The organism is Dyadobacter frigoris (assembly GCF_005280585.1).
In the GTDB taxonomy this organism is placed as follows: Bacteria; Bacteroidota; Bacteroidia; order Cytophagales; family Spirosomataceae; genus Dyadobacter; species Dyadobacter frigoris.
This window is the reverse complement of record NZ_SZVO01000008.1, coordinates 167190-187440: the sequence shown is the minus strand read 5'-3', so window position 1 is coordinate 187440 and position 20251 is coordinate 167190. Positions and strand designations below refer to the sequence as shown.

At 38.0% G+C, this 20251-nt stretch carries 17 protein-coding genes; 7 read left to right on the top strand and 10 right to left on the bottom strand.

Annotated features, from left to right (window positions below; all coding sequences use genetic code 11):
* Positions 1-136: 136 nt before the first annotated feature.
* On the top strand, positions 137-1261 hold the full coding sequence (gene hemW / locus FDK13_RS17985; protein WP_137341400.1) for a radical SAM family heme chaperone HemW: 1125 nt from the start codon (positions 137-139) through the stop codon (positions 1259-1261).
* Between the two features lie 131 nt (positions 1262-1392).
* On the opposite strand, the gene FDK13_RS17980 is transcribed toward hemW, so the two are convergent.
* Both FDK13_RS17980 and FDK13_RS17975 read right to left on the bottom strand, forming a co-directional pair.
* Positions 1393-2856: a collagen-binding domain-containing protein gene (locus FDK13_RS17980; RefSeq protein ID WP_137341399.1), complete on the bottom strand. Its 1464-nt coding sequence runs from the start codon at positions 2854-2856 to the stop codon at positions 1393-1395.
* A gap of 516 nt (positions 2857-3372) precedes the next feature.
* Positions 3373-3795 (bottom strand): OsmC family protein, encoded by a 423-nt coding sequence (locus tag FDK13_RS17975; protein WP_137341398.1) that lies wholly within the window; start codon positions 3793-3795, stop codon positions 3373-3375.
* A gap of 224 nt (positions 3796-4019) precedes the next feature.
* On the opposite strand from FDK13_RS17975, the gene FDK13_RS17970 reads away from it, so the two are divergent.
* From FDK13_RS17970 to dinB, 3 genes are all read left to right on the top strand, one after another.
* A complete protein-coding gene (locus FDK13_RS17970) occupies positions 4020-4565 on the top strand; it encodes a hypothetical protein (protein ID WP_137341397.1) in 546 nt (181 codons plus the stop codon).
* Positions 4566-4664: 99 nt separating this feature from the next.
* Positions 4665-5270, top strand: coding sequence for a DUF1684 domain-containing protein (locus FDK13_RS17965; protein WP_137341396.1), 606 nt, complete (start codon positions 4665-4667; stop codon positions 5268-5270).
* Positions 5271-5292: 22 nt separating this feature from the next.
* Complete coding sequence (dinB, locus tag FDK13_RS17960; protein ID WP_137341395.1) at positions 5293-6393, top strand: DNA polymerase IV; 1101 nt, start codon at positions 5293-5295, stop codon at positions 6391-6393.
* Positions 6394-6575: 182 nt separating this feature from the next.
* Here dinB and FDK13_RS17955 read toward each other — a convergent pair whose 3' ends face one another.
* Both FDK13_RS17955 and FDK13_RS17950 read right to left on the bottom strand, forming a co-directional pair.
* Positions 6576-8726 (bottom strand): M43 family zinc metalloprotease, encoded by a 2151-nt coding sequence (locus FDK13_RS17955; protein ID WP_229216092.1) that lies wholly within the window; start codon positions 8724-8726, stop codon positions 6576-6578.
* 216 nt (positions 8727-8942) lie between these two features.
* The gene (locus FDK13_RS17950; protein WP_137341394.1) at positions 8943-9872 is read right to left on the bottom strand and encodes an aldo/keto reductase; all 930 of its coding nucleotides are present in this window, start codon (positions 9870-9872) and stop codon (positions 8943-8945) included.
* A gap of 247 nt (positions 9873-10119) precedes the next feature.
* Between FDK13_RS17950 and FDK13_RS17945 the strand changes: the two genes are divergently transcribed.
* From FDK13_RS17945 to FDK13_RS17935, 3 genes are all read left to right on the top strand, one after another.
* Positions 10120-11949 carry an ABC transporter ATP-binding protein gene (locus FDK13_RS17945; RefSeq protein WP_137341393.1) on the top strand — a complete coding sequence of 610 codons (1830 nt, stop codon included), beginning with the start codon at positions 10120-10122 and terminating at the stop codon, positions 11947-11949.
* Positions 11950-12047: 98 nt separating this feature from the next.
* Entirely contained in the window at positions 12048-12992 is a 945-nt protein-coding gene (locus FDK13_RS17940; protein WP_137341392.1) for a hypothetical protein, read from the top strand.
* Positions 12993-13010: 18 nt separating this feature from the next.
* Entirely contained in the window at positions 13011-13835 is an 825-nt protein-coding gene (locus FDK13_RS17935; RefSeq protein WP_137341391.1) for a DUF5672 family protein, read from the top strand.
* Positions 13836-13847: 12 nt separating this feature from the next.
* Here FDK13_RS17935 and FDK13_RS17930 read toward each other — a convergent pair whose 3' ends face one another.
* The 6 genes from FDK13_RS17930 to FDK13_RS36135 form a co-directional block, all read right to left on the bottom strand.
* Complete coding sequence (locus FDK13_RS17930; RefSeq protein ID WP_137341390.1) at positions 13848-14738, bottom strand: glycosyltransferase; 891 nt, start codon at positions 14736-14738, stop codon at positions 13848-13850.
* A gap of 516 nt (positions 14739-15254) precedes the next feature.
* Positions 15255-16490 carry a M57 family metalloprotease gene (locus tag FDK13_RS17925; protein WP_137341389.1) on the bottom strand — a complete coding sequence of 412 codons (1236 nt, stop codon included), beginning with the start codon at positions 16488-16490 and terminating at the stop codon, positions 15255-15257.
* A gap of 908 nt (positions 16491-17398) precedes the next feature.
* On the bottom strand, positions 17399-18322 hold the full coding sequence (locus FDK13_RS17920; RefSeq protein WP_137341388.1) for a phosphatase PAP2 family protein: 924 nt from the start codon (positions 18320-18322) through the stop codon (positions 17399-17401).
* Complete coding sequence (locus tag FDK13_RS17915) at positions 18315-18950, bottom strand: sterol desaturase family protein (RefSeq protein ID WP_137341387.1); 636 nt, start codon at positions 18948-18950, stop codon at positions 18315-18317. The genes FDK13_RS17920 and FDK13_RS17915 overlap by 8 nt, the downstream gene beginning before the upstream one ends.
* Positions 18951-18959: 9 nt before the next feature.
* Positions 18960-19529 (bottom strand): DUF4833 domain-containing protein, encoded by a 570-nt coding sequence (locus tag FDK13_RS36140; protein WP_137341386.1) that lies wholly within the window; start codon positions 19527-19529, stop codon positions 18960-18962.
* Entirely contained in the window at positions 19507-20238 is a 732-nt protein-coding gene (locus FDK13_RS36135; protein ID WP_137341385.1) for a CDP-alcohol phosphatidyltransferase family protein, read from the bottom strand. The genes FDK13_RS36140 and FDK13_RS36135 overlap by 23 nt, the downstream gene beginning before the upstream one ends.
* Positions 20239-20251 lie beyond the last annotated feature (13 nt).

Below are 20251 nucleotides of genomic sequence, written 5' to 3'. Positions count from 1 at the left end.
TTCGGCTTGATTATCACAAAATGAAACTCCAAATCTTTTTCTCCTGTTTATTTGAAACCGTAACTAATTCATTGTGGATAAAAATTGTAAATGAGCCTACCTTAACAATTAACCACTAACAATTAACCATTAAATTTTGCATCTCTACGTTCATATTCCCTTTTGCAGGCAAGCCTGTCACTATTGTGATTTCCATTTCAGCACCAATACTAAAAATAAACGTGCGATTGTGGAAGCCATTGCAAGAGAGATTGTTATAAGAAGAAATTATCTACCATCGAAAGAACTGGAAACCATTTATTTTGGTGGCGGAACACCTTCCTTGCTTGATGAAGAAGAACTTTCTTTTTTGATGGATACAATTCACACTCACTTCCAGGTAAATACGGATGCAGAAATAACACTTGAAGCTAATCCGGATGATTTGAGCAGGGAAAAACTTATTCAGTTTTACAAGGCCGGAATTAACCGTTTAAGCATAGGAATCCAGTCTTTCCATGAGCCGCACCTGAAACATCTTAACCGGATCCATGATTCTTATGAAGCCCGAAATTGCGTAAAACTTGCACAGGAAGTTGGCATTACTAATATTTCTATTGACCTGATTTATGCCATTCCGGCTCCTGATCATACGATTCTTCAATCTGATATTCAAAAAGCATTTGAACTTGATGTAGCACATATTTCAGCTTATTGCCTCACAATTGAACCACAAACTGCTTTTGGAAGCTGGTTGAAAAAGAAAAAGATCAAACCGATTGATGAAGAATTTGCTGCGCAACAATTTGAGATTTTAATGGACGGATTGGCTTTAAACGGCTACGAACAATATGAAATTTCAAATTTTGCGAGAAACGGAAAATACAGTCGCCATAACAGTTCGTACTGGAAACAACATCACTATCTCGGCGTTGGGCCAAGTGCTCATTCGTATAATGGTATGAGCCGGGAATACAATGTTTCGAACAACACTCAGTATCTGGCAGCAATTGAGCAGGATAAAATCCCTTCGACGATTGAAATTCTTTCTCCTGCTGATCAGGTAAATGAATATTTACTGACAGGACTTCGTACGAAGTGGGGATGCGAAATCTCAACGCTTAACACATTATCCGACAATCAGTTTGAATTACAAAACCGCGCCGAAATATCCATGATGGCACAAAAAGGCTGGTTATTTATTGACAACGGAACTATTCTATTAACCCAGGCAGGAAAATTATTTGCCGATCGCGTTGCCAGTGATCTGTTTTTAGATTAAAATTTCTACCAGTCAGCACTAAAAGCCAATCTCTATCAGCTAAAAAAGTCAAAAGGGGTATGCAGAATCACAGATTCCACACACCCCGATTTGATTAAAATTCAAAGTTCAACTTAGGTTAGGCACTGTCTTTACTGCTTTACAATTTTGGTGGTACTTATTGAACCATTTATTTGTTGCAGCTGAATGATATATATTCCGGCACTCACATTTGACAAATCGATTTTGTCAGAAGCTGCCGACATTGAAATTCTTTTTCCTGCGGTATTGATCAGAAATACTTCTTTGACTTTACTCCAATCCTGGGTTTCAATGGTTGCCTGGTTTACCACCGGGTTTGGATAAACTGAAACAGTTGATGGCCTGTCAAGTGAGATTTCAACCACGCGGCTATATGCAAACGTAGCATCCCTGTCAATCATTTTAAGTCTGTAATAATTTTCCCCGTTTGCAGGATCGGCATGAATAAACTGATAATTTGATAGTATCGTACTTTCTCCTTTCGAAACAACTGTTCCGACTAAATTCCAGCCTTTCGCATCAATGCTATGCTGTATTTCAAAACGATCACTGTTTGTTTCAGCCGTAGTAGCCCAATTTAAAATAGCCTGAACCCCTTCTTTTTGCACTGAGAAGGAAGTTAAAGTAACGGGAAGCGGTGTGGCAGTTGGTGTTGTAAATGAAGAACACAAATTATGAAATTCGAAACCGTTTGTCTGCTCAACATTACCGCCGATTACGGCCTGTCCGTTAATATTGCCCCCATTTCCTGTCAGATCTGCCGACGGCGCCAACACCGCAGCCTGAAGCGCATAACTGGCTAAAGAAATATTTGTAGCCAGGGGGAAATTAAAGAGCATTCTTGTTCTGTAACCATCCGGCATAGAACCTCCATTTATATCTACAATTTTATTAGTTACGTTTACTAATATCTGAGATGCAGCCGGAATATTGTTGAAAGTCAAACCAAATGTTTTTCCGGTCGGAAGGGTCAGACTAAATACATTGGTAGAGGCCGGGGTGCCGTTTAATTGAATGTCAACATAATTACCATAATCAGTGTAAACAACCGTTCCCGTTGTTGGAATGGCGGCCAGAGTATTGGATAAGTTTATATAATTTGTTTTAAGGGTTCCAAAGGTAAGACGATTTGTTATCGGCCCAATATTGGTTCCTTGTCCGCTGGCATGTGTTGGATATTGTGATCCCGATGTTACAGTGTTATAGATAAAATTGCCCACAATCGAATAGTTGTTCGCATTCGTAAAATTACCATTCACAATAAAATTATCGGTATTATCAGGCGCCGGAGCACCAATAGATCCATGCCCGACACTATAACTTCCGGGAGCAGTAAAATCGCCGGCAACAGCCAACCTTCCCTCAGTGTCACCGCCGGTAGCATACAGATTTCCAAAGACAATCGCATTAAAGTTACCGTTACCATTATATCCTGAACCGAAATAATTAGCTGGTACCGTTAGAGCAGCCGTTGAATTACATTGAGCATAAATCCGGTTCAGTGAACCGAGAAAAAAATTGATAAGAATCAGGCTCGAAAGCTTGATATACTTTAATTTGGAAAACGTTTTCATAGTGTCCGGGCCAAGTTAAACAATTGCACTATTCTAATTTCAAAGAAAAATTATCATCATGTACGTATAATCATAAATTTCACATCAACCGCTACGAAATTATTTTCAATAAAAACTACAATATGCTTATATATAGAATATTAACCAGGACAAATATAATAATCATATTAAGCTTCTAACGCATAAATGATTATAAAAAGCTTAGATTTATTGTTTTGTAGAAGTAATTTTTATTGCATTTTACATATATGTAGATATTTATTGTACATATGTAAAAGTATCATTACAAGACTTTCGAATTAATTGTATTACTGTGAAGCTGTTGGAAAGATTGGAAGAACTAACAGATCCAAAAAGCTATTTTCCTGTTATTATTTATTAGAAAATAAATTTTGAAAGAGCTTATCTGTGCAGACTGGAAATATGTAATGTTATTTTCAACAAAAAAATGGCAGTTTGAATGATTAAAAAATCATTCAAACTGCCAGCATTCAATTCAAAAGAACTGATTACAACTTATGCAAGTAATTCAACTTCCAGCGTTTTTTCTGCATTTAAAACTTTCGAAACAGGACATTTCTCTTTAGCCGCATGAGCAATCTCGTCAAACTTTTCAGCCGTGATGCCAGGCACTTTTCCTTTCAAAACCAAAGCGCTTTTAGTAATAGCCCCTTGTGAAGGATCAAGTGTAATAACAGCGGAAACGCTAAGTTCGTCAGCGGTAAAACCAGCTTCGTTTAAAAGAAAACTCAATTGCATTGCAAAACATCCTGCGTGTGCAGCTGCGATAAGCTCCTCAGGGTTTGTTCCTATTCCGTCAGCAAAACGGGTATTGAAAGAATATTGTGTATTTTCAAGGACATTGCTTTGTGTACTAATTAAACCGGTTCCTTCTTTTCCGGTTCCTTTCCAAACGGCATTTGCTCTACGGTTGATCATGTTTTTATTTATTTTTTTGAATAATTATTAGTGTTAATCTTATCGGTGTGAAAAATACTACCTTACAATTACCAATGCAAATTATTTAATTATTAAAGCCATGCCAGTTTTGATACCTCTGGCATTATTTTGTCAATGAAAAGTTAACATGTCCACTTTATTAGGGCTTTTAAAAAACTTAGCGCACATTTGTGCAAGTAACAACTCTTAAAATCTAAATAGTCATGACAAAAAAGCTAATTCCGTTATTATTCGTTATTGCAATTCTTTTTCAGGGATGTAAAGGGGACGATGGTGCTCCGGGTGTGGATGGAGGAACCGTATTAGGAACAACTTTTGACCTTACTAAGGTTAATTTTACTGCTGCAAATAAGTATGTGACAAGCTATACTTTTGCCGCAACTTCACCTAATGTTAAAGTTTTGGAATCCGACCTTGTATTAATCTATATTTATTGGGGCCAGGATGTACTTGGGAATGCGTTAGATACATGGCGCTTAATGCCGCAAACTACTTACGATACCGGTTTGGGAGCATTAATTTATAACTTCGATCGAACAGTAACCGATTTCTCGATTTTCCTCGACGGAAATGTGGATTATTCCAAATTACCGGCATCTTATACGCAAAACCAAACTTTCCGTGTTGTCATCATTCCTTCTGATTTCAGTTCAAGAAAAAGTGGTACAGTTGATTACAGCGATTATGAAGCTGTAAAAAAATTCTATAATATCGACGAAAGCAAAATAGCGAAGTATCCTGCTAAATAATGTTTTGAAGCCGGTTTGTAGCTGTACTTTAAAATGGATACAGTTGGAAAAAATCACAAAATCCGGTAACTTTTTACCGGATTTATTTTTTTACTCGATATGAAAAGTATTCTTAACCTGGCATTATTATTAATTATTTGTTTTTCTGTAAAAGCACAGAACTTTGAAAAAGAGACTGAACTTTTCAGGAAACACTATAAAGAAGATTTTTTAAAATCAAAAAATTCTCCTTTAAAAAAGGATGACTTGACCTACATTCGTTTTTTCGATCCTGATTCTACCTACCGGGTAAAGGCAGTCTTTAAAAGAATCCAGAAAAGCAGGCCATTTGAAATGCCAACTTACAGTGATACCAACAAGACTTACGTTAAATACGGACTTTTAAAATTCCGTTTGCACGGCCGTAAACAATCACTGACGGTTTACAGAAGTCTGAGTTTACAATCTCTTCCACAATATCGCGACTATCTGTTTTTGCCTTTCACGGACAAAACCAACGGTTTGCAATCTTACGGTGGCGGCCGGTATATTGACTTAAAAACAGGCGATATTAAGGATAACACGGTTGAGCTCGATTTCAATAAAGCCTATAATCCGTATTGTGCGTACAGCGACGGATATCATTGTCCGATTCCACCGGCTGCCAATCATTTGACGGCAAAAATCGAGGCTGGTGAGAAAAATTTCGACAAGGAACATAAATAAAATTTGCTATGTTTCTTAGACTATGTCTGATTCACCGCTATCTCACCGTAAAATAATCCATATTGACATGGATGCATTTTATGCGTCCGTAGAGCAGCGTGATTTTCCGGAATACAGAGGAAAACCTTTGGCCGTGGGCGGCTCTCCAACAGGCCGGGGCGTAGTGGCAACGGCAAGTTATGAAGCCAGAAAATTTGGTGTGCGCTCAGCCATGTCTTCCCGAAAAGCAATTCAGCTTTGTCCGCAAATAATTTTTGTTTTCCCCAGATTTGACGCCTATAAAGCCGTTTCCAGAAGCATCAGGGAAATATTCCAGCGTTACACGGATATTATTGAGCCACTATCCCTGGATGAAGCCTTTCTGGATGTGACACAAGACAAACTCCAAATCGGCTCTGCACTTGAAATAGCCAAACAGATTAAAAAAGCAATCAAAGATGAGCTTAATCTGACCGCTTCTGCCGGTATTTCTACCAATAAATTTGTTGCAAAAATTGCCTCCGATATTAATAAACCTGATGGCCTGACTTTTATCGGCCCCTCCAAAATTGAGACATTCATTAATAATCTGCCGGTTGAGAAATTTTTCGGTGTAGGAAAAGTTACAGCCCAGAAAATGAATAATATGCAATTATTCACGGGAGCCGATTTGAAAAAATTGACCGAAATCGAACTGGTAAAAAATTTTGGAAAAGCAGGCCATTTTTATTTTAGAATCGTAAGAGGAATTGATGAGCGGGAAGTACAAACGCATCGGGAAACCAAATCTTTGGGTGCCGAGGATACTTTTACCTATGATTTAAGTACGGTTGATGAAATGCATAAAGAGCTGGATATCATCGCCGAAACGGTTTTCAGAAGATTGCAAAAAAGTCAATTGAAAGGGCGGACTATCACCTTGAAAGTAAAATATAACGACTTCACACAAATCACCCGGAATTTCTCCTATACTCATCCGGTCGGAGATTTTGAAACTATTTTCAATACTGCCAAACAGCTTTTGGAAAAAGTTGACATGGAAGAAAAAACGGTTCGTTTGCTGGGAATCTCTCTTTCAAACTTTGGAGAGCCTGAAACCAAACCAAGAAAACCACGCGATCCCGAGCAGCTGGAATTATTCTGATTTTAAGATTCACAAAACGAAAGCTACAAAAAAACGCTCTACCGACCGAAATCTAAGTAAAGCGTTACGTAACAATTGAGCGTAGGTTAAATCTTTTCTGGCTTTCGGCAGTCGGCTTTCAATTGTTAATTACAACGAATTCGTTTACGCAACCAATTGATAGCTGACGGCCGATAACCTCTTTAATATTTCATTATTTTCTTCGTAAGCGTTTTTGTATCAAAAACAGCCTTGACTATATACAATCCTGCCGCCGAATTTTGGAGGTTAAAATCAAAAACATTGGTACTAACTTCTCCGCTTGGCAATGTCAGTTTTGCTACTTCCTGACCCGTGACTGAGTAAATTGTAATAGATTGTAAACCTGTTGGATGCGGATAAAACTGAACGGATATTTCTCCACTTGTCGGATTCGGCGTAACAAGGAAACCGGCTTCTTTAAGGTTTGGATTGACCGTTACCGTTCGGATATTAATGTCGTCCAGATAAATGTCATTCTCATTTCCATTGATATTCAGGAAGGCAATAAGCACATTTCCGTTATTGATATAGTCAGTGATGTTCAGCTCTTCCTGCCGCCATTCTGCTGCTGTCGGGGTAAATGCAGTTCTGGTAGCAGCCGTCCTCGTTATAAGATTTGGCCCCCATTTTTTATACAAACTCGTATAGGACAACCCGCAATCGGTACTGATCATCACCTGAAGCGTATCCCATACATTCCCTGCACTTGTAGATGACGTATAGGTTGCAGCCGCTACCTGAAACGAAACAAAGGCAGAATCGACTCCGGCAATATTTACAGTAGGACTACGTAAATAATCCTTCTGGCCAATTGCCAGATAGTCGAAATTTCTCATTCTTGCAGAAGCATTTCCGTTTTTTGATGCTTCGGTTGTTTTTTCCCAGGTTTGCCCGGCATCCGGGTTAACAATATCCCAGGCCGTTGGCGGGAATGCGCCTTCAAAACTTTCTATAACCGGTGCAGCAGAAGGTAAATAATATATAAAATCAAAGCTCAGCGCATCATTTGAAGTATCCTCGTCCTGAGCTCCATTTGGATTAACTGACGTAACGGTCAGTTCATGGTTTCCCTCAACTGTTGACATACTTGCGAGTGTAACTGTTGTTTCAGCATAACTTGCCAGTGAGCCTGTCCATTTATAACTTACCACAGGGCCATTGTCAACGCTGGCATTAATTGTCAAAGAAGTAATGGTCTCGCTTCCACGGTTTCTGAGTATAACCCGGGGCGTAAAAGTGTGCGTGCACAAACGCTGATCAGGCTGGGTAATTTGTTTGATCGCCGCATCTTTCCCCTTCAGATCCAGTGGCTGACATCCCTTTGAAGAACTTAAAATAGACCGATAATTGGCATAAGCGGTTTCCATCCTCGCCACTTGTTCAACCGTAAACATTAAAAGACAGGCATCAGCCGTGTAATCCATATAATTCTGATACATGATACCCGGAGAAGTTGTGGTACAGTTGTCAGTCACAACGCCCGTTCTGCAAGTGCTGGAACTATTCCCCTGGTTTGGCGTATCGGATACACCATCACTTCCTGCACAACTTCCGTTGTCGTCACCCCAAATATGTATGAGGTTAAAATAGTGGCCGATTTCGTGTGTAAGTGTTTTACCTGCATTAAAACCAGTTGCACTACCTCCGGGCAAACTATTATACGCAATTACAACGCCCTGCTCCTCAGGACTTCCATCGTTTGGAAAAGTAGCATAACCCAACGTATTATTGGACAAAACACAAATCCAGATGTTTAAATAGCTGTCAGGATCCCAGGCAGTAGCACCACCGCTACCTGAATGTTTTACATAATTATTTGTATAGTCGAAAGATGTTTGCGTAGTGCTATATCTGACAATACCCGTTGTAGGTTCATCATTGGGTGTACGCTGAGCGAGGCAAAACTGGATTCCGGATGACCCGAACAAGGATTTAAAATAGGACGGAATTTTAGAATACCCGGCGTTTAGTCCCGCATAGTCTTTATTAATTGTATCAAGCTGCGCTTGAATCTGAGCATTTGTTACCTGCGATTGATTATTCATCACAACGTGAAAAACAACAGGCACAGTCACCAACCCACCTGTTTTCATCGATTTCCTGCTTGCGATACGCTCGGCGACGAGCTTGCGAAGCTGTCCTTCTCTTTCGCTGAATTTTAACCTTAAACCAGGATTTGCCGAAAAGCGCTGTTCCAAAAGCGGCATCGTCGCGCATCTTTCCTGTGCTTTCACAAAAAATGGAAATGCCAGAAGAGAAATTATAAGAACCAGTTTGGATAAATTTATTGCATCAATATATATTTTGGACATTTTTCAATATGGTAATGTTGTCGATTCAGATCGTGTCAGGGGCCTCGGTTTTACTCGTTGTGCCGATATTTATAACTTACGAAAAAAAGACTGCGAGTGATGCAACTGTATTCTCATTTAATTTTAATTTAATATTCTGCATACATAATATGTATACGTTTCACTGCGAAGTAACCGCAAAGTGAATTCATATTCTAACATATTTTACAGAAATAGTCAAATGGTGTCAATATATTTCAGCATCATTTTTAAACCAGCTTCATCCGTAAGTTTCCCATAACCAGCTCCCATATTATCGACAAGATGTTTTTTATCAGATGTCCCCGGAATCACACAGTTAACCGCAGGATTTGCAAGAATGTATTTCAAAAAGTACTGCGCCCAGCTTTTGATATCATAACCGGCAGCCCAATCAGGCAATTCTTTACCTTTTACTATTTTGAAAAGAGAACCACTATCAAAAGGTTCATTGATAATAACAGCCACTCCATTGTCCTGCGCAGCTTTTAACAAACTTTTCTCAGCATTTCTTACTTTGATGGAATAATTGACCTGAACGAAATCAACCATTTTTGATTTCACAATCTGTTCAAGCTGCTCATGCGCCGAAGCCGAGTAATGTGTTATACCAACATATCTGACTTTTCCCTCTTCCTTCCATCCTTTCAATGTTTTCAAATGCGTTTGCCAATCCTGCAAATTGTGCACCTGCATCAGATCCATTGTTTTCCTTCTCATTTTGAGAAAAGATCCATTCATCTGATCAATTCCCGATTGTTTTCCGGTTGTCCAGACTTTTGTTGCGTAAAAAAAGTTATTATTAAAATCCAATCCCGCAGTCAGATCACCAATCACTTGCTCTGCCTTCCCATACATCGGAGAAGAATCAATTACTTTTCCACCCAGTTTATTCATATTGGTTAAAACTTCTGTAAGTCCTTCTTTTTCGGAAGGTGACTCTCCAATATCAAACTGAATCCAGGATCCCAATCCCACAACGGGCAACTTTTCCTTTGTGCCAGGAATATTTCTTTGCAACATAATTTGTTGATTACCAGCCAATATATTTTCACAATTCAACAAAACAGCAGCACTTAAAGAGCCTATCTGCATCATCGCCTTCCGTCTTGATATCTCATTTTTCATAACTTCTATTTTCCGTCCTATGTTAAAAAGTTATTCCGGAAGTGAAATTTATTATCCTTTTTCCAACCATTTAGTAATCGGCGGGTCTCATATCAAAATGAAATTCCCGAAAAAACACAATTTCGTGTGCTTTTTTAAAATTAAAACGGGTGCTTTTTCGTTGTTTAATATCTTGTCTCAATATAAATCTTGAAAGGGTTCCATCCCTTATGGCATAAAAACTTATCTTTGTGCCTTTAAATAAAAAATGAAAACATACTTCCGACTATTATCTTTTGCCAGGCCAATTGAAAGATTCGCCATTCCATACGTCATATTTACGCTTTTGGGTGTAATTTTCAATACGTTGAACCTTGCCCTTCTCGCACCTTTAATGGGGGTTCTTTTCACAAGTAAAGGAGGTGGTGCCGCCGAAATTGTAGAAAAACCTGATAGTTTTCTTAATATCCCTGGTTATCTGAATTATTTCGCACAACAAGCAAATCTTTCCTATGGCCCCTACGGTGCTTTGCAAATTGTTTGCGGTATTATTGTCCTTTCTGTCTTATTGGGTAATGTCTTCCGTTATTTTTCAGGAAGAATTATGGAAAACCTTCGCATCCACACGTTATTAAATTTGAGAAAAACAGTTTTTAATAATGTAATGAATCTCCATGTTGGATATTTTAGTAATCAACGTAAGGGAGATATTATTGCCAAAATTGCCTCAGATGTTGGGGTTGTTCAATTTTCGGTAACCGGAACTTTACAAGTTGTTTTTAAGGAGCCTTTACAGTTGCTTGCCTATGTATTTATGTTGTTTGCAATTTCTTTCAAGCTGACGATTTTTGCCATTATGGTAATTCCGATTTCTGCTTTTGTGATCTCTAAAATTGTAAAACGACTGAAAGAACAGGCGAGTCAGGCACAGCATATGTTTGGCCTAATGATCAGCTACCTCGACGAAGCTTTATCGGGTATCAAAATCATAAAGTCCTTCAATGCTACGGAAGCGATAAAAACAAAGTTTGATTCTGAAAACGTAAGATATTCTGATCTTGGACGAAAAATGGCGCGACGCCAGCAATTGGGAGGCCCCGTTTCCGAATTTTTAGGTGTAGCTATGGTTAGCTCCATCGTTTTATATGGTGGCTCATTGATTCTGGACAATAAATCTGATTTAAGCGTGTCTCAGTTTATCGCTTACATTGCTTTGTTTTCTCAGGTAATGCGTCCTGCCAAAGCGTTGACAGATTCTTTCAGCACAATTCACGCAGGTATAGCCGCTGGTGAACGCGTACTCGCCTTAATAGATGAAAAACCCGAAATCACAGATTCTCCTAACGCAGTAGCCATTACTTCATTCAACGAAGCAATCCGTCTTGAAAATCTGTCATTCACTTATTCAGAAAGAACCGTTCTTAAATCAATCAATCTGACTATTCCAAAAGGAAAAACCATTGCTTTGGTTGGGCCATCAGGTGGTGGAAAATCTACCTTAATGGATTTGATTCCAAGATTTATTGAAGCGGAAAAAGGAAAAGTTACCATTGATAATGTCGATGTAAAAGATATCACGATGGAATCTCTCTGGTCATTGATTGGCGTGGTAAATCAGGAATCTATGCTTTTCAATGATAGTATTTTCAATAATATCGCCTTTGGTATGCCCAATGCTACGCAGGAACAAGTTGAAAACGCCGCAAGAATTGCAAATGCACATGACTTTATTCTTCAAACGGATGAGGGTTATGAAAGCAATATCGGTGATCGTGGAATGAAACTTTCCGGTGGACAAAAACAGCGAATCTGTATTGCGAGGGCAGTTTTGAAAAATCCACCGATTATGCTTTTGGATGAAGCAACTTCGGCTCTTGATACCGAATCAGAAAAACTGGTTCAGGAAGCGTTGAATAATCTGATGAAAAACAGGACTTCGCTTGTTATCGCCCACAGATTAAGTACAATTCAAAACGCTGATTTAATTGTGGTGCTTGAAGATGGACAAATTATTGAAACAGGAAATCATATGCAGCTGATGGCAAGTCACGGTTTATACAAAAAACTCATTGATATGCAGCAGTTTACAGAAGTATAAATGGCAGAGTTATTATTAATTTTTAGATCAATATATAATTTTACATCTAATCATTTTTATTGAATAGATAGATAATTTTGTTCAAACACCATTAAGGAATGTTTAAGAAAAAGAACCTTTTTTCCAAGCTCTGGCTAAAACATACAGATAAAATCCTGTATAAACAATACAAATGGGAGCTCAAAAACCATAAACAATTGGAGTTTGCCAACTTTATTACAGAAGCCGAAAAGCTGACAAGCCCAGCCAAAATAATAGAATACGCAAAAAAAAACAATAAGGTCTGTTTAAGCCATAGCGGGAATGCCGGTGATATTATTTATGCACTTCCAACCATCAAACGAATAAAAGAAATTACAAATGTTAGGATCGAGCTTTATCTAAGACTAGGCCAGCCACTTATACTTTCTGGTTATGATACACATCCGCTCGGGAACGTAATGCTGAATGAGCGTATGGCTGAAATGCTGATTGCTCTACTGAAACCTCAGCCCTATCTTGATACTGTTGAAATCCATGTGGATCAGACAATTGATATAGATCTGGATTACTTCCGTGCTGGAGGCATTCCCTTGGATAAAGGAAATATTGCTCGCTGGTGTAGTTACCTAACAGGAATTAATCCAGAACTTTGGAAATCATGGGTAACCGTTGAACCGGATAAAACTTATGCTAACACGATCGTTATGGCAAGGAGCGAACGTTATCGAAATTATACGATTAATTATAAGTTTTTGAATGATTACAAAAACATCGTTTTTATTGGTGTCGAATCCGAATATAAAGACATAAAAAAGACGATTCCGCACATTAAATGGATTCAAGTCAATGATTTCATGGAAATGGCCCAGATAATTGCCGGATCAAAATTTTTTATTGGAAACCAATCTTTCCCGTTTTCAATCGCTGAATCGTTAAAAGTTCCAAGGGTTTTGGAAACCTCCTTTGAAGTTATAAACGTAGTTCCGGAAGGCGAAAACGGATATGACTTTTTCTTTCAGGAACATCTGGAATCCATAGTTAAAATGCTGGATAATAAATAATTATGAAACCTTGGTTTTATGAAAGACAAAAAACAGGTTGCAGTAGTTATTCCAATTTATAAGAAAGGACTGTCAGAATTTGAGAATATTTCGTTGACCCAATGTCTGAAAATTTTATCAGGCTACCCTATCATCGCAATAAAGCCGGAGTCTTTAAAGTTGGACACGATTTTAGGCCAGGAACAGTTTGACGAGATTTTGTCTTTCGAAGATTCCTTTTTTGACGGAATTCAGGGTTATAATAAATTGATGCTATCTCCCGATTTTTACCAGAAGTTTCTGGATTTTGAATTTATTTTAATACATCAGCTGGATGCTTTCGTATTTCGCGACGATCTCCGTTTTTGGACTAAGCAAGACTACGACTACATTGGAGCACCGTGGCTTAAACGACTTGCAAATCCGGATTTTGTGAAAGAATTAAAGACAAGATTAAACACACGCTATCACATATTCGTCAACACCTACGAAAATAATTTACCCAGTGACAGGCAGTTTGACAATATGGTTGGGAATGGCGGTTTCTCTTTGAGAAGAGTCCGGAAACTTTATGATTTGTCAAATAAATTTGAAACTGAAATACTGCAATATCACAAAAGGCATGAGCATCAATTTCATGAAGATGTGTTCTGGAGCATAGAGGTAAACAGGAAAATCCCGAATTTGAGGATTCCACTTTATAAAAAAGCATTGCTTTTTTCTTTCGAAAACCGTCCGGAACAATCTCTTATGCATACTTCCGGCAGGCTTCCTTTTGGATGTCATGCCTGGGATCAGCACCTTGATTTCTGGCAACCTTATTTTGAAAGATGTGGTTACCTGGTCTCGATTTCCGGAAAATAACTTATTTGCTTTTTATTTTCTGTCTTTCCAAACCCGCCCCAAGTCAAGATAAACCTTAAAAAGAATTTTTGGTGGGAATATTCGTGAACGTCTGCTGTTCCAAATGATTGTCACTAGTTTCGAATAACTGTAACCGTCGTCCAGCATCCGTTGAAAAAAGATTTTAAAGGCTCGGCGTTCGTATCGTTTTAGCATTTTTTCCTCCAATTTATCAGTATTGACTGGAAGAATCCAACTCCATTTCGTATGTAGTTTTAAGGTATCTTCCATCCAAGTTTGGCCGAAATTCCCATCCGAAAAGTGTTTTAACAAAATTTCGTATGTCACCGCAACTTGATATTTCTGATTTACAGAAAGCGAAAAGTCAAGATCATATCCGTGGAAATTTTTCAATAACTTTTCGTCAAAAGGATATTTCAATGCAATTGACTTTCTGGTGCCCATCCAGCAGCCGTCGATGCACGCAACCCGGGAAAGTTTTTCATTTTTTGGATTTCTGTAATCATAAAGATCAGGCCGGCCGGCATATTTAAAACCCTGAATAAGACAGCAGTAAAACTCACCATTCATTTCCAAATCTGCATTATACCAGCTGGAAGGTACCACAGATTTATAACCACTGCCGGCTACTCCTATTAAGCCAAGCTTTGTATTTTCAGCAAATAGCTCAACTAGTTTTATACCCCAATCCATCGTCTTAAACGCTATGTCTTCATGCATAAAACAAAGGATCTCATTCTTTGCCTTATGTGCACCTTCATTGTAAATTTCACATATTCCTCTTTTTCCATCACTATTATCAACAGCGATGATTTCATAAGGAACACCAACTGTTTCGTCGATATTTTTTGTTACTGTTAATAGATCCTTTGCATCTGCCGAACAGATTATAATTGAAATCATTTGAAAAAGCTATGGTACTAACTTACCTCCAATTAACAAGATATCTCATAAGACCTTCAAAAATCCTTATATAAATGCAAATGGACGCGGGATTAAACACAAAATTATTGAACCTAGTAAACATCAAAGACAAAGACTGTCCTTCATCAGTATTCTTCTCCATGTCGTCGAACTAATCCGACCTTATTTCTCTGAAATTATCCAGATACGATTTGTAAATGCAACTCATCCCAAATAGATAATAAATCGCTATGTTCAAACAATTAAGTAGTTGCAACTCTTAGTCAGATCACACAACATTCATTGCTAAACAAATCCTAACCTGCCAACAAGTTACTAATTATTGTTTGTAATTTATATGACGATAGCGGGCAGACATTAATATTCAGTGTAGTAAAACAAACTTTGATTAGATCGCAAAACATTTTTCAGCAGCTTAAATGTCAAATCGATATCAAATGCTATTTTATCCTTACTATCGAGTTTTCACTGCATGTTAAAGTTCAGTCAGAAGAACTAATGGGCAAAAAATACAACGTCTTCGTAGGAATAATTACCTGCCATTCCCGTAACTTCATTTTGATTTTTTGTGTAAAAATGATCATCGTAGGAACTGCTCCAGTATCTATGAACAGGTACTGAATTATTTAGCGGTTGAGAATATACATAAAATGCAATACCTTCGAACAAATAAGTTGGATCACTTGAAACATCACTCTGATTGAGTGTATAGAAATGGTCTCCCAATGAGATACCAGGTTTGGTGTGAAAGTATCGATAAAGAGGTACGGTACCCGTTACCTGCGTAGGATAAGCAAAAAATGCCACTCCTTCGAAAATGTAATCATTGTTTGATCCATTTCCAAGATCATTTGCAATCCAAGTATAATAATGATCTTGCGTAGTAGTTCGACTGAAATACCGAAAAACTGGTATGGTTCCTGCTACTGGCGGATTTTCTGGATACATGAATTGTACGGCTACAATATCTAAACTTGATAGTGCGGTCGCCCCTATTCCACATTCACCTCCGTTCATTAGCGAATTTGCATCGGTTCCTACTGGAGTACCTAATATATTTTTAGCATCATAATAGGCTTGATTACCATAAGTGCCGGTCCGGGACTCTCCAGTATTCATCCAATTAGTATGGAAAAATCCAATAGCATGCCCAAGCTCATGTGCGATAGTTCGTTGTCTCTGTGCAAAACTATTGTTGGCTATTAAAATATTATTAATATAAACCTGCCCACTTGGTAGTCCATTAATGGGAGTATACGAAGCACCACAGATTTGAGACCCTAAATCACTATTGTATATAGTTATATTTGCATCATTTGCAGTTGAAAGAGTAAAATTAACTCTGCAATTGGTGACACTGTTCCAGATAGCAATCGCGCCGGCAATTTCACTTGCATAGACATTCATTGATGGATCAATGCGAACCGTTATATTTGGCTGTACGTTATAGCCAACATAATTACTAACACCATACTGCTGCACCCGACCATTTTTAACTTTTGAAGAATCAGGAACAACAGATTTGTCGAATAACATATCTCCATCAACTAAATAGTCTTTACCTAAATCCTTTATCTCATCATCCTTAAATCCCAATGATTTAATGTATTCATAAACTTGATCGGATTTTTCAACCTGAGCTTCTTCATTTTTGATAGATTGAATCTCAGATTGCTGGCAGGAAACTAACGCTGTTAGCATCATTACAAATAATAATAGTTTTTTCATCATTTTTTTTGTGAGTATAAGAGAACTATTTCTACATCTCCAATGTAGAAATAATATTACATATCTTTTAACTCTTCAAATAATATTTTATTTAATGGCTGAGTATGCTTTAACGAGTCAGATCAAAACCTAGTTAAAATTCGGAAGAACCTATTGTGATCATGCTCCGCACGTTAATGTAACAAAGGTTCTCATACATCTTTCGCGTAAATATACTATGTGTGGGTACCTGTAGGATTAGGTTTTACTTTCAGAAGAAGCTAGACGATTTGCCTCTTATGAAAGTAAAAACCTTGTTCTAGTTATCAAACGCTTCAAAGCCTAAATGAATCAAATTATTCTGCATATGTGAGTGGTGGATGGTGGATTGCTTATACAAAAGCATATCAACTTCACTCGGATCAATATTTCTTCTGGTATTTGTGCAGCACTTCTTTCAGAGGATCTTTTTCCGCAACCGATGTTCCAACATCAAATTGCTGCCAGGATCCAAGCCTTGCAATCGGAAGTTTTTATCCCGAAACAGGAATTGTCCTGGTTAACATAGATTGATCTTTTCGAGCAAATGATATATTTAAATTCGTCAATCCCGCGCTACGAGCTAATCCCAATAATTTCATAAGCGACGCCTATGGTTTCGTCAATATTCTTTGAAACTTCTCTTAATTCTTCGGCGTTGGCTGAGCAGATTATTATCGATATCATTAATTTTTCAGGTATTTTCAAAAAAAGCAACTAGTATTGAAACGGAATATTTCCCGTTTTCTTATCAATTTGATGACAACCAAACTATCATCAAGGTTGGAAACACTATTCTATTTCCAAAAAAAACTTCTTTGTTCAAAAAACAAAAAGTTGGAAACATCTCCTGTGTCAAGACGTTTCCAACTTTCATTTTTTCTTTTTCAGGTTTATTTACTCAATCTTTTAGCTGCAATCAGGTTTACTATTATAATTCCAGTAGTTGCACAGGCAACGCCGGCAATGACATCAAGCACATAATGATGACTTGTGTAAACAGCCGCAAACCAGATCCCCGGCATTGTAATTCCAATTACAATCGCCAGGCCGGCATTAATTTTACTTTTGACAGCGTAATACAGAGCAATAAGTGGATAAGAGGAATGTAAAGAAGGCATTGCAGCAAATACATTCGAACTTTTCTCGTAAATCGATTTAAAAATACCCACATTGAAAAACGCGTCAAACCTGGAAAGTCCAGCGGTATTTCCTCTTGTATTTGCAATGAATTCAAAACCATATTGCTGGCTGTACCAGGGCGGTGCGGCCGGATAAAGGTAATAAATCACGAAACCGATCATATTGACCAGTAAAAATGTAAAGGCGAAATTGAAAAACTGTGTTCTGTTTTTGTAAAAAAGATATCCCGCCAAAGACAAAGGAAGTGGAATCCAGGTCAGATAAAATACGCCGGACATCACATCCAGAAAAGAATGCTGATGCAAAATCCAGTACTCATTCGGTGTTATAATCGATGTTCCGGCATTGATCCCAAAAATCGATTTTTCCAGATCGTACAGACTTTTAATATGTACTGTGTTATAACTATAATTCGGGAATGCCTTCATATAATCAAACAAAATCCAATAGACGATGAAGATCGAAAATGCAGTTATGAATTTACGTGTTGTTTCGGAAAAAAAGTAAAAACTATTTGTAATAACCAATAACACAACCTGATCACTCCGAAATCCCACGAGATAAGCAGACAACACCAAATAAGCAACCGATATCAGCAACATGGTGATGATCGGTTTTAACCCATAAAAATCGGTTTTTGGAATGCTTACCGCACTTTCTAAATTGTCAATCATTTTTATTTTTTAAAAAATCGGAGCTGAAAACTTTGTCCCACAGCGGTGAACTGACTCCGTATCCTTTTGACGCGTCGTCGTAATGGTGTAACATGTGATGTTTTTTCAGCTTTTTCCAGAATTTATTTTTAAAGTTAGCATGATGCAACGCATAATGTGTCATATCATAAAATAAATATCCAGTCATAAAAGCAGAAAAAAATGCTGCCAACGGACCTGTTCTCAAAAAAAGAGAAAACAGATAATAAAATGCCGCTGCCAGAGGAATACTTACTGAAGGCGGCATTACCAGTCGGTGCGCATCACTTGGATAATCGTGGTGAACACCGTGGAAAACAAAATGGATACGTTCCAGTGTTTTATTCCCTTTTTTTGGTTCAAGATGAAAAATGAACCTGTGCAAAACGTATTCTGTCAAAGACCAAACAAAAAGTCCTAACAGGTAATATCCGGAAAATTCAACCGGGGAAAGCTCCTGCTGCCAGATTGCCTTCCAGCCGAAATAAAGAATTACAGGAATGAAAATGAAAAGAGGCACTGAGAAGTGCACTTTTGAAACCGATTCGAGGATATCGCTTTTGAACATCCGAACCGATTCTTTGGAGTTGGATACATAGTTCTTGGCCATGACGAAACATCAGGAAAATTTACTAATTCTTTCTACTACTGTTTTACCTGTTGCGGGATCCGTTCCCGTAACTTCAATATACCTGACATTCGGGACCCAGAAAGTTCCGCCTTCGATCCTGACAAAAATCTTTGTCAAAACACATTGTTTCTGGTTGATTGCCATGTATACCTGGTACTTGTTGTTTGTACCTTTTTTAAGATATAGCGGCGTTTTTGAATAAGCGACTGACTTTAACTGAAAATAATCCTTGCCCGCTTTTTTTACAATGATTCCGTAAGCGAATTTTTTTTGCAAATAATTAAGTTCTTTACGACCTCCTCCTTCCGGATATCTGATCCAAAACGGATGAACAGGATTTTCTTCGTCCAGTTGCCCTTTATCATTTACATTTAATTCATAACAGATCGTATTGGTATTCGGGTCTCTCTGAATATAAAAAAGGAGGTTGGGCAATTTTGGTACAGGAAAAGTATCAACTGCTGCTACTGCCAGATTTTCCTTACTTTTTTTGTCTGCGAAAGTGTTGCTGCCTGTTGCAAGAATTGCAATCAGACTAGCGATTAATAGAAATCTCATCGGAATCTTTTTTATCCAATATTTTTTTTACACTTAATAAACGGTTTACCGCGGTGATATTGGTCAGAACAGCCATGACGGTAATCGGGATTGTAAAAATTGACATCGTTTCAAAAACATGAAAAGGGATGCCAGGAATAAACAATTTATAATCACCACCAATGTAATTAGACGCCACACCACAGGAAATAGCCGAAATACCAACCAAAACCACACGTTCCGGCCTTTGCATTAATCCTTCCTTGCATTCAACCCGAAGACCTTCCGCTCTGGCTCGTGTGTAACTTACCATAACAGAACCGATCAGCGCTATAAATGCAAAGAGTGAACTGAAAAAATAATGATGGCCAACGAGATAATAACATATCCCCAAAAACATCACCATTTCACTGTATCTGTCTAAAACAGAATCGTAGAAAGCTCCAAAAGTTGAGCTCATATTGCCAAGCCTGGCCACCTGCCCGTCGAGCATATCAAATATTCCGGCAAAAAGTACCAGAAAACCTGCCCAGCCCACATAAGTCAAATCTCCGCGATTACCTTCTTCAACACCGATTATAAAAATTACGGCCACACCAATATTTAACACCAAACCGATGGTAGTCACCATATTTGGTGTTAATCCGGCTTTGATAAGAAACCTTACAAATGGATTGATTACCTTATAAATGCCTCGCTGTAAAGCAACGCGAAACTCGTCTTTGTTCATTTTAAACTCTTTT

Coding starts and splice junctions, on each gene's coding strand:
- FDK13_RS17980 (WP_137341399.1), bottom strand. CDS start 2,856: ATGAAAACGTTTTCCAAATTAAAGTATATCAAGCTTTCGAGCCTGATT.
- FDK13_RS17975 (WP_137341398.1), bottom strand. CDS start 3,795: ATGATCAACCGTAGAGCAAATGCCGTTTGGAAAGGAACCGGAAAAGAA.
- FDK13_RS17970 (WP_137341397.1), top strand. CDS start 4,020: ATGACAAAAAAGCTAATTCCGTTATTATTCGTTATTGCAATTCTTTTT.
- FDK13_RS17965 (WP_137341396.1), top strand. CDS start 4,665: ATGAAAAGTATTCTTAACCTGGCATTATTATTAATTATTTGTTTTTCT.
- dinB (WP_137341395.1), top strand. CDS start 5,293: ATGTCTGATTCACCGCTATCTCACCGTAAAATAATCCATATTGACATG.
- FDK13_RS17955 (WP_229216092.1), bottom strand. CDS start 8,726: ATGTCCAAAATATATATTGATGCAATAAATTTATCCAAACTGGTTCTT.
- FDK13_RS17950 (WP_137341394.1), bottom strand. CDS start 9,872: ATGAAAAATGAGATATCAAGACGGAAGGCGATGATGCAGATAGGCTCT.
- FDK13_RS17945 (WP_137341393.1), top strand. CDS start 10,120: ATGAAAACATACTTCCGACTATTATCTTTTGCCAGGCCAATTGAAAGA.
- FDK13_RS17940 (WP_137341392.1), top strand. CDS start 12,048: ATGTTTAAGAAAAAGAACCTTTTTTCCAAGCTCTGGCTAAAACATACA.
- FDK13_RS17935 (WP_137341391.1), top strand. CDS start 13,011: ATGAAAGACAAAAAACAGGTTGCAGTAGTTATTCCAATTTATAAGAAA.
- FDK13_RS17930 (WP_137341390.1), bottom strand. CDS start 14,738: ATGATTTCAATTATAATCTGTTCGGCAGATGCAAAGGATCTATTAACA.
- FDK13_RS17925 (WP_137341389.1), bottom strand. CDS start 16,490: ATGATGAAAAAACTATTATTATTTGTAATGATGCTAACAGCGTTAGTT.
- FDK13_RS17920 (WP_137341388.1), bottom strand. CDS start 18,322: ATGATTGACAATTTAGAAAGTGCGGTAAGCATTCCAAAAACCGATTTT.
- FDK13_RS17915 (WP_137341387.1), bottom strand. CDS start 18,950: ATGGCCAAGAACTATGTATCCAACTCCAAAGAATCGGTTCGGATGTTC.
- FDK13_RS36140 (WP_137341386.1), bottom strand. CDS start 19,529: ATGAGATTTCTATTAATCGCTAGTCTGATTGCAATTCTTGCAACAGGC.
- FDK13_RS36135 (WP_137341385.1), bottom strand. CDS start 20,238: ATGAACAAAGACGAGTTTCGCGTTGCTTTACAGCGAGGCATTTATAAG.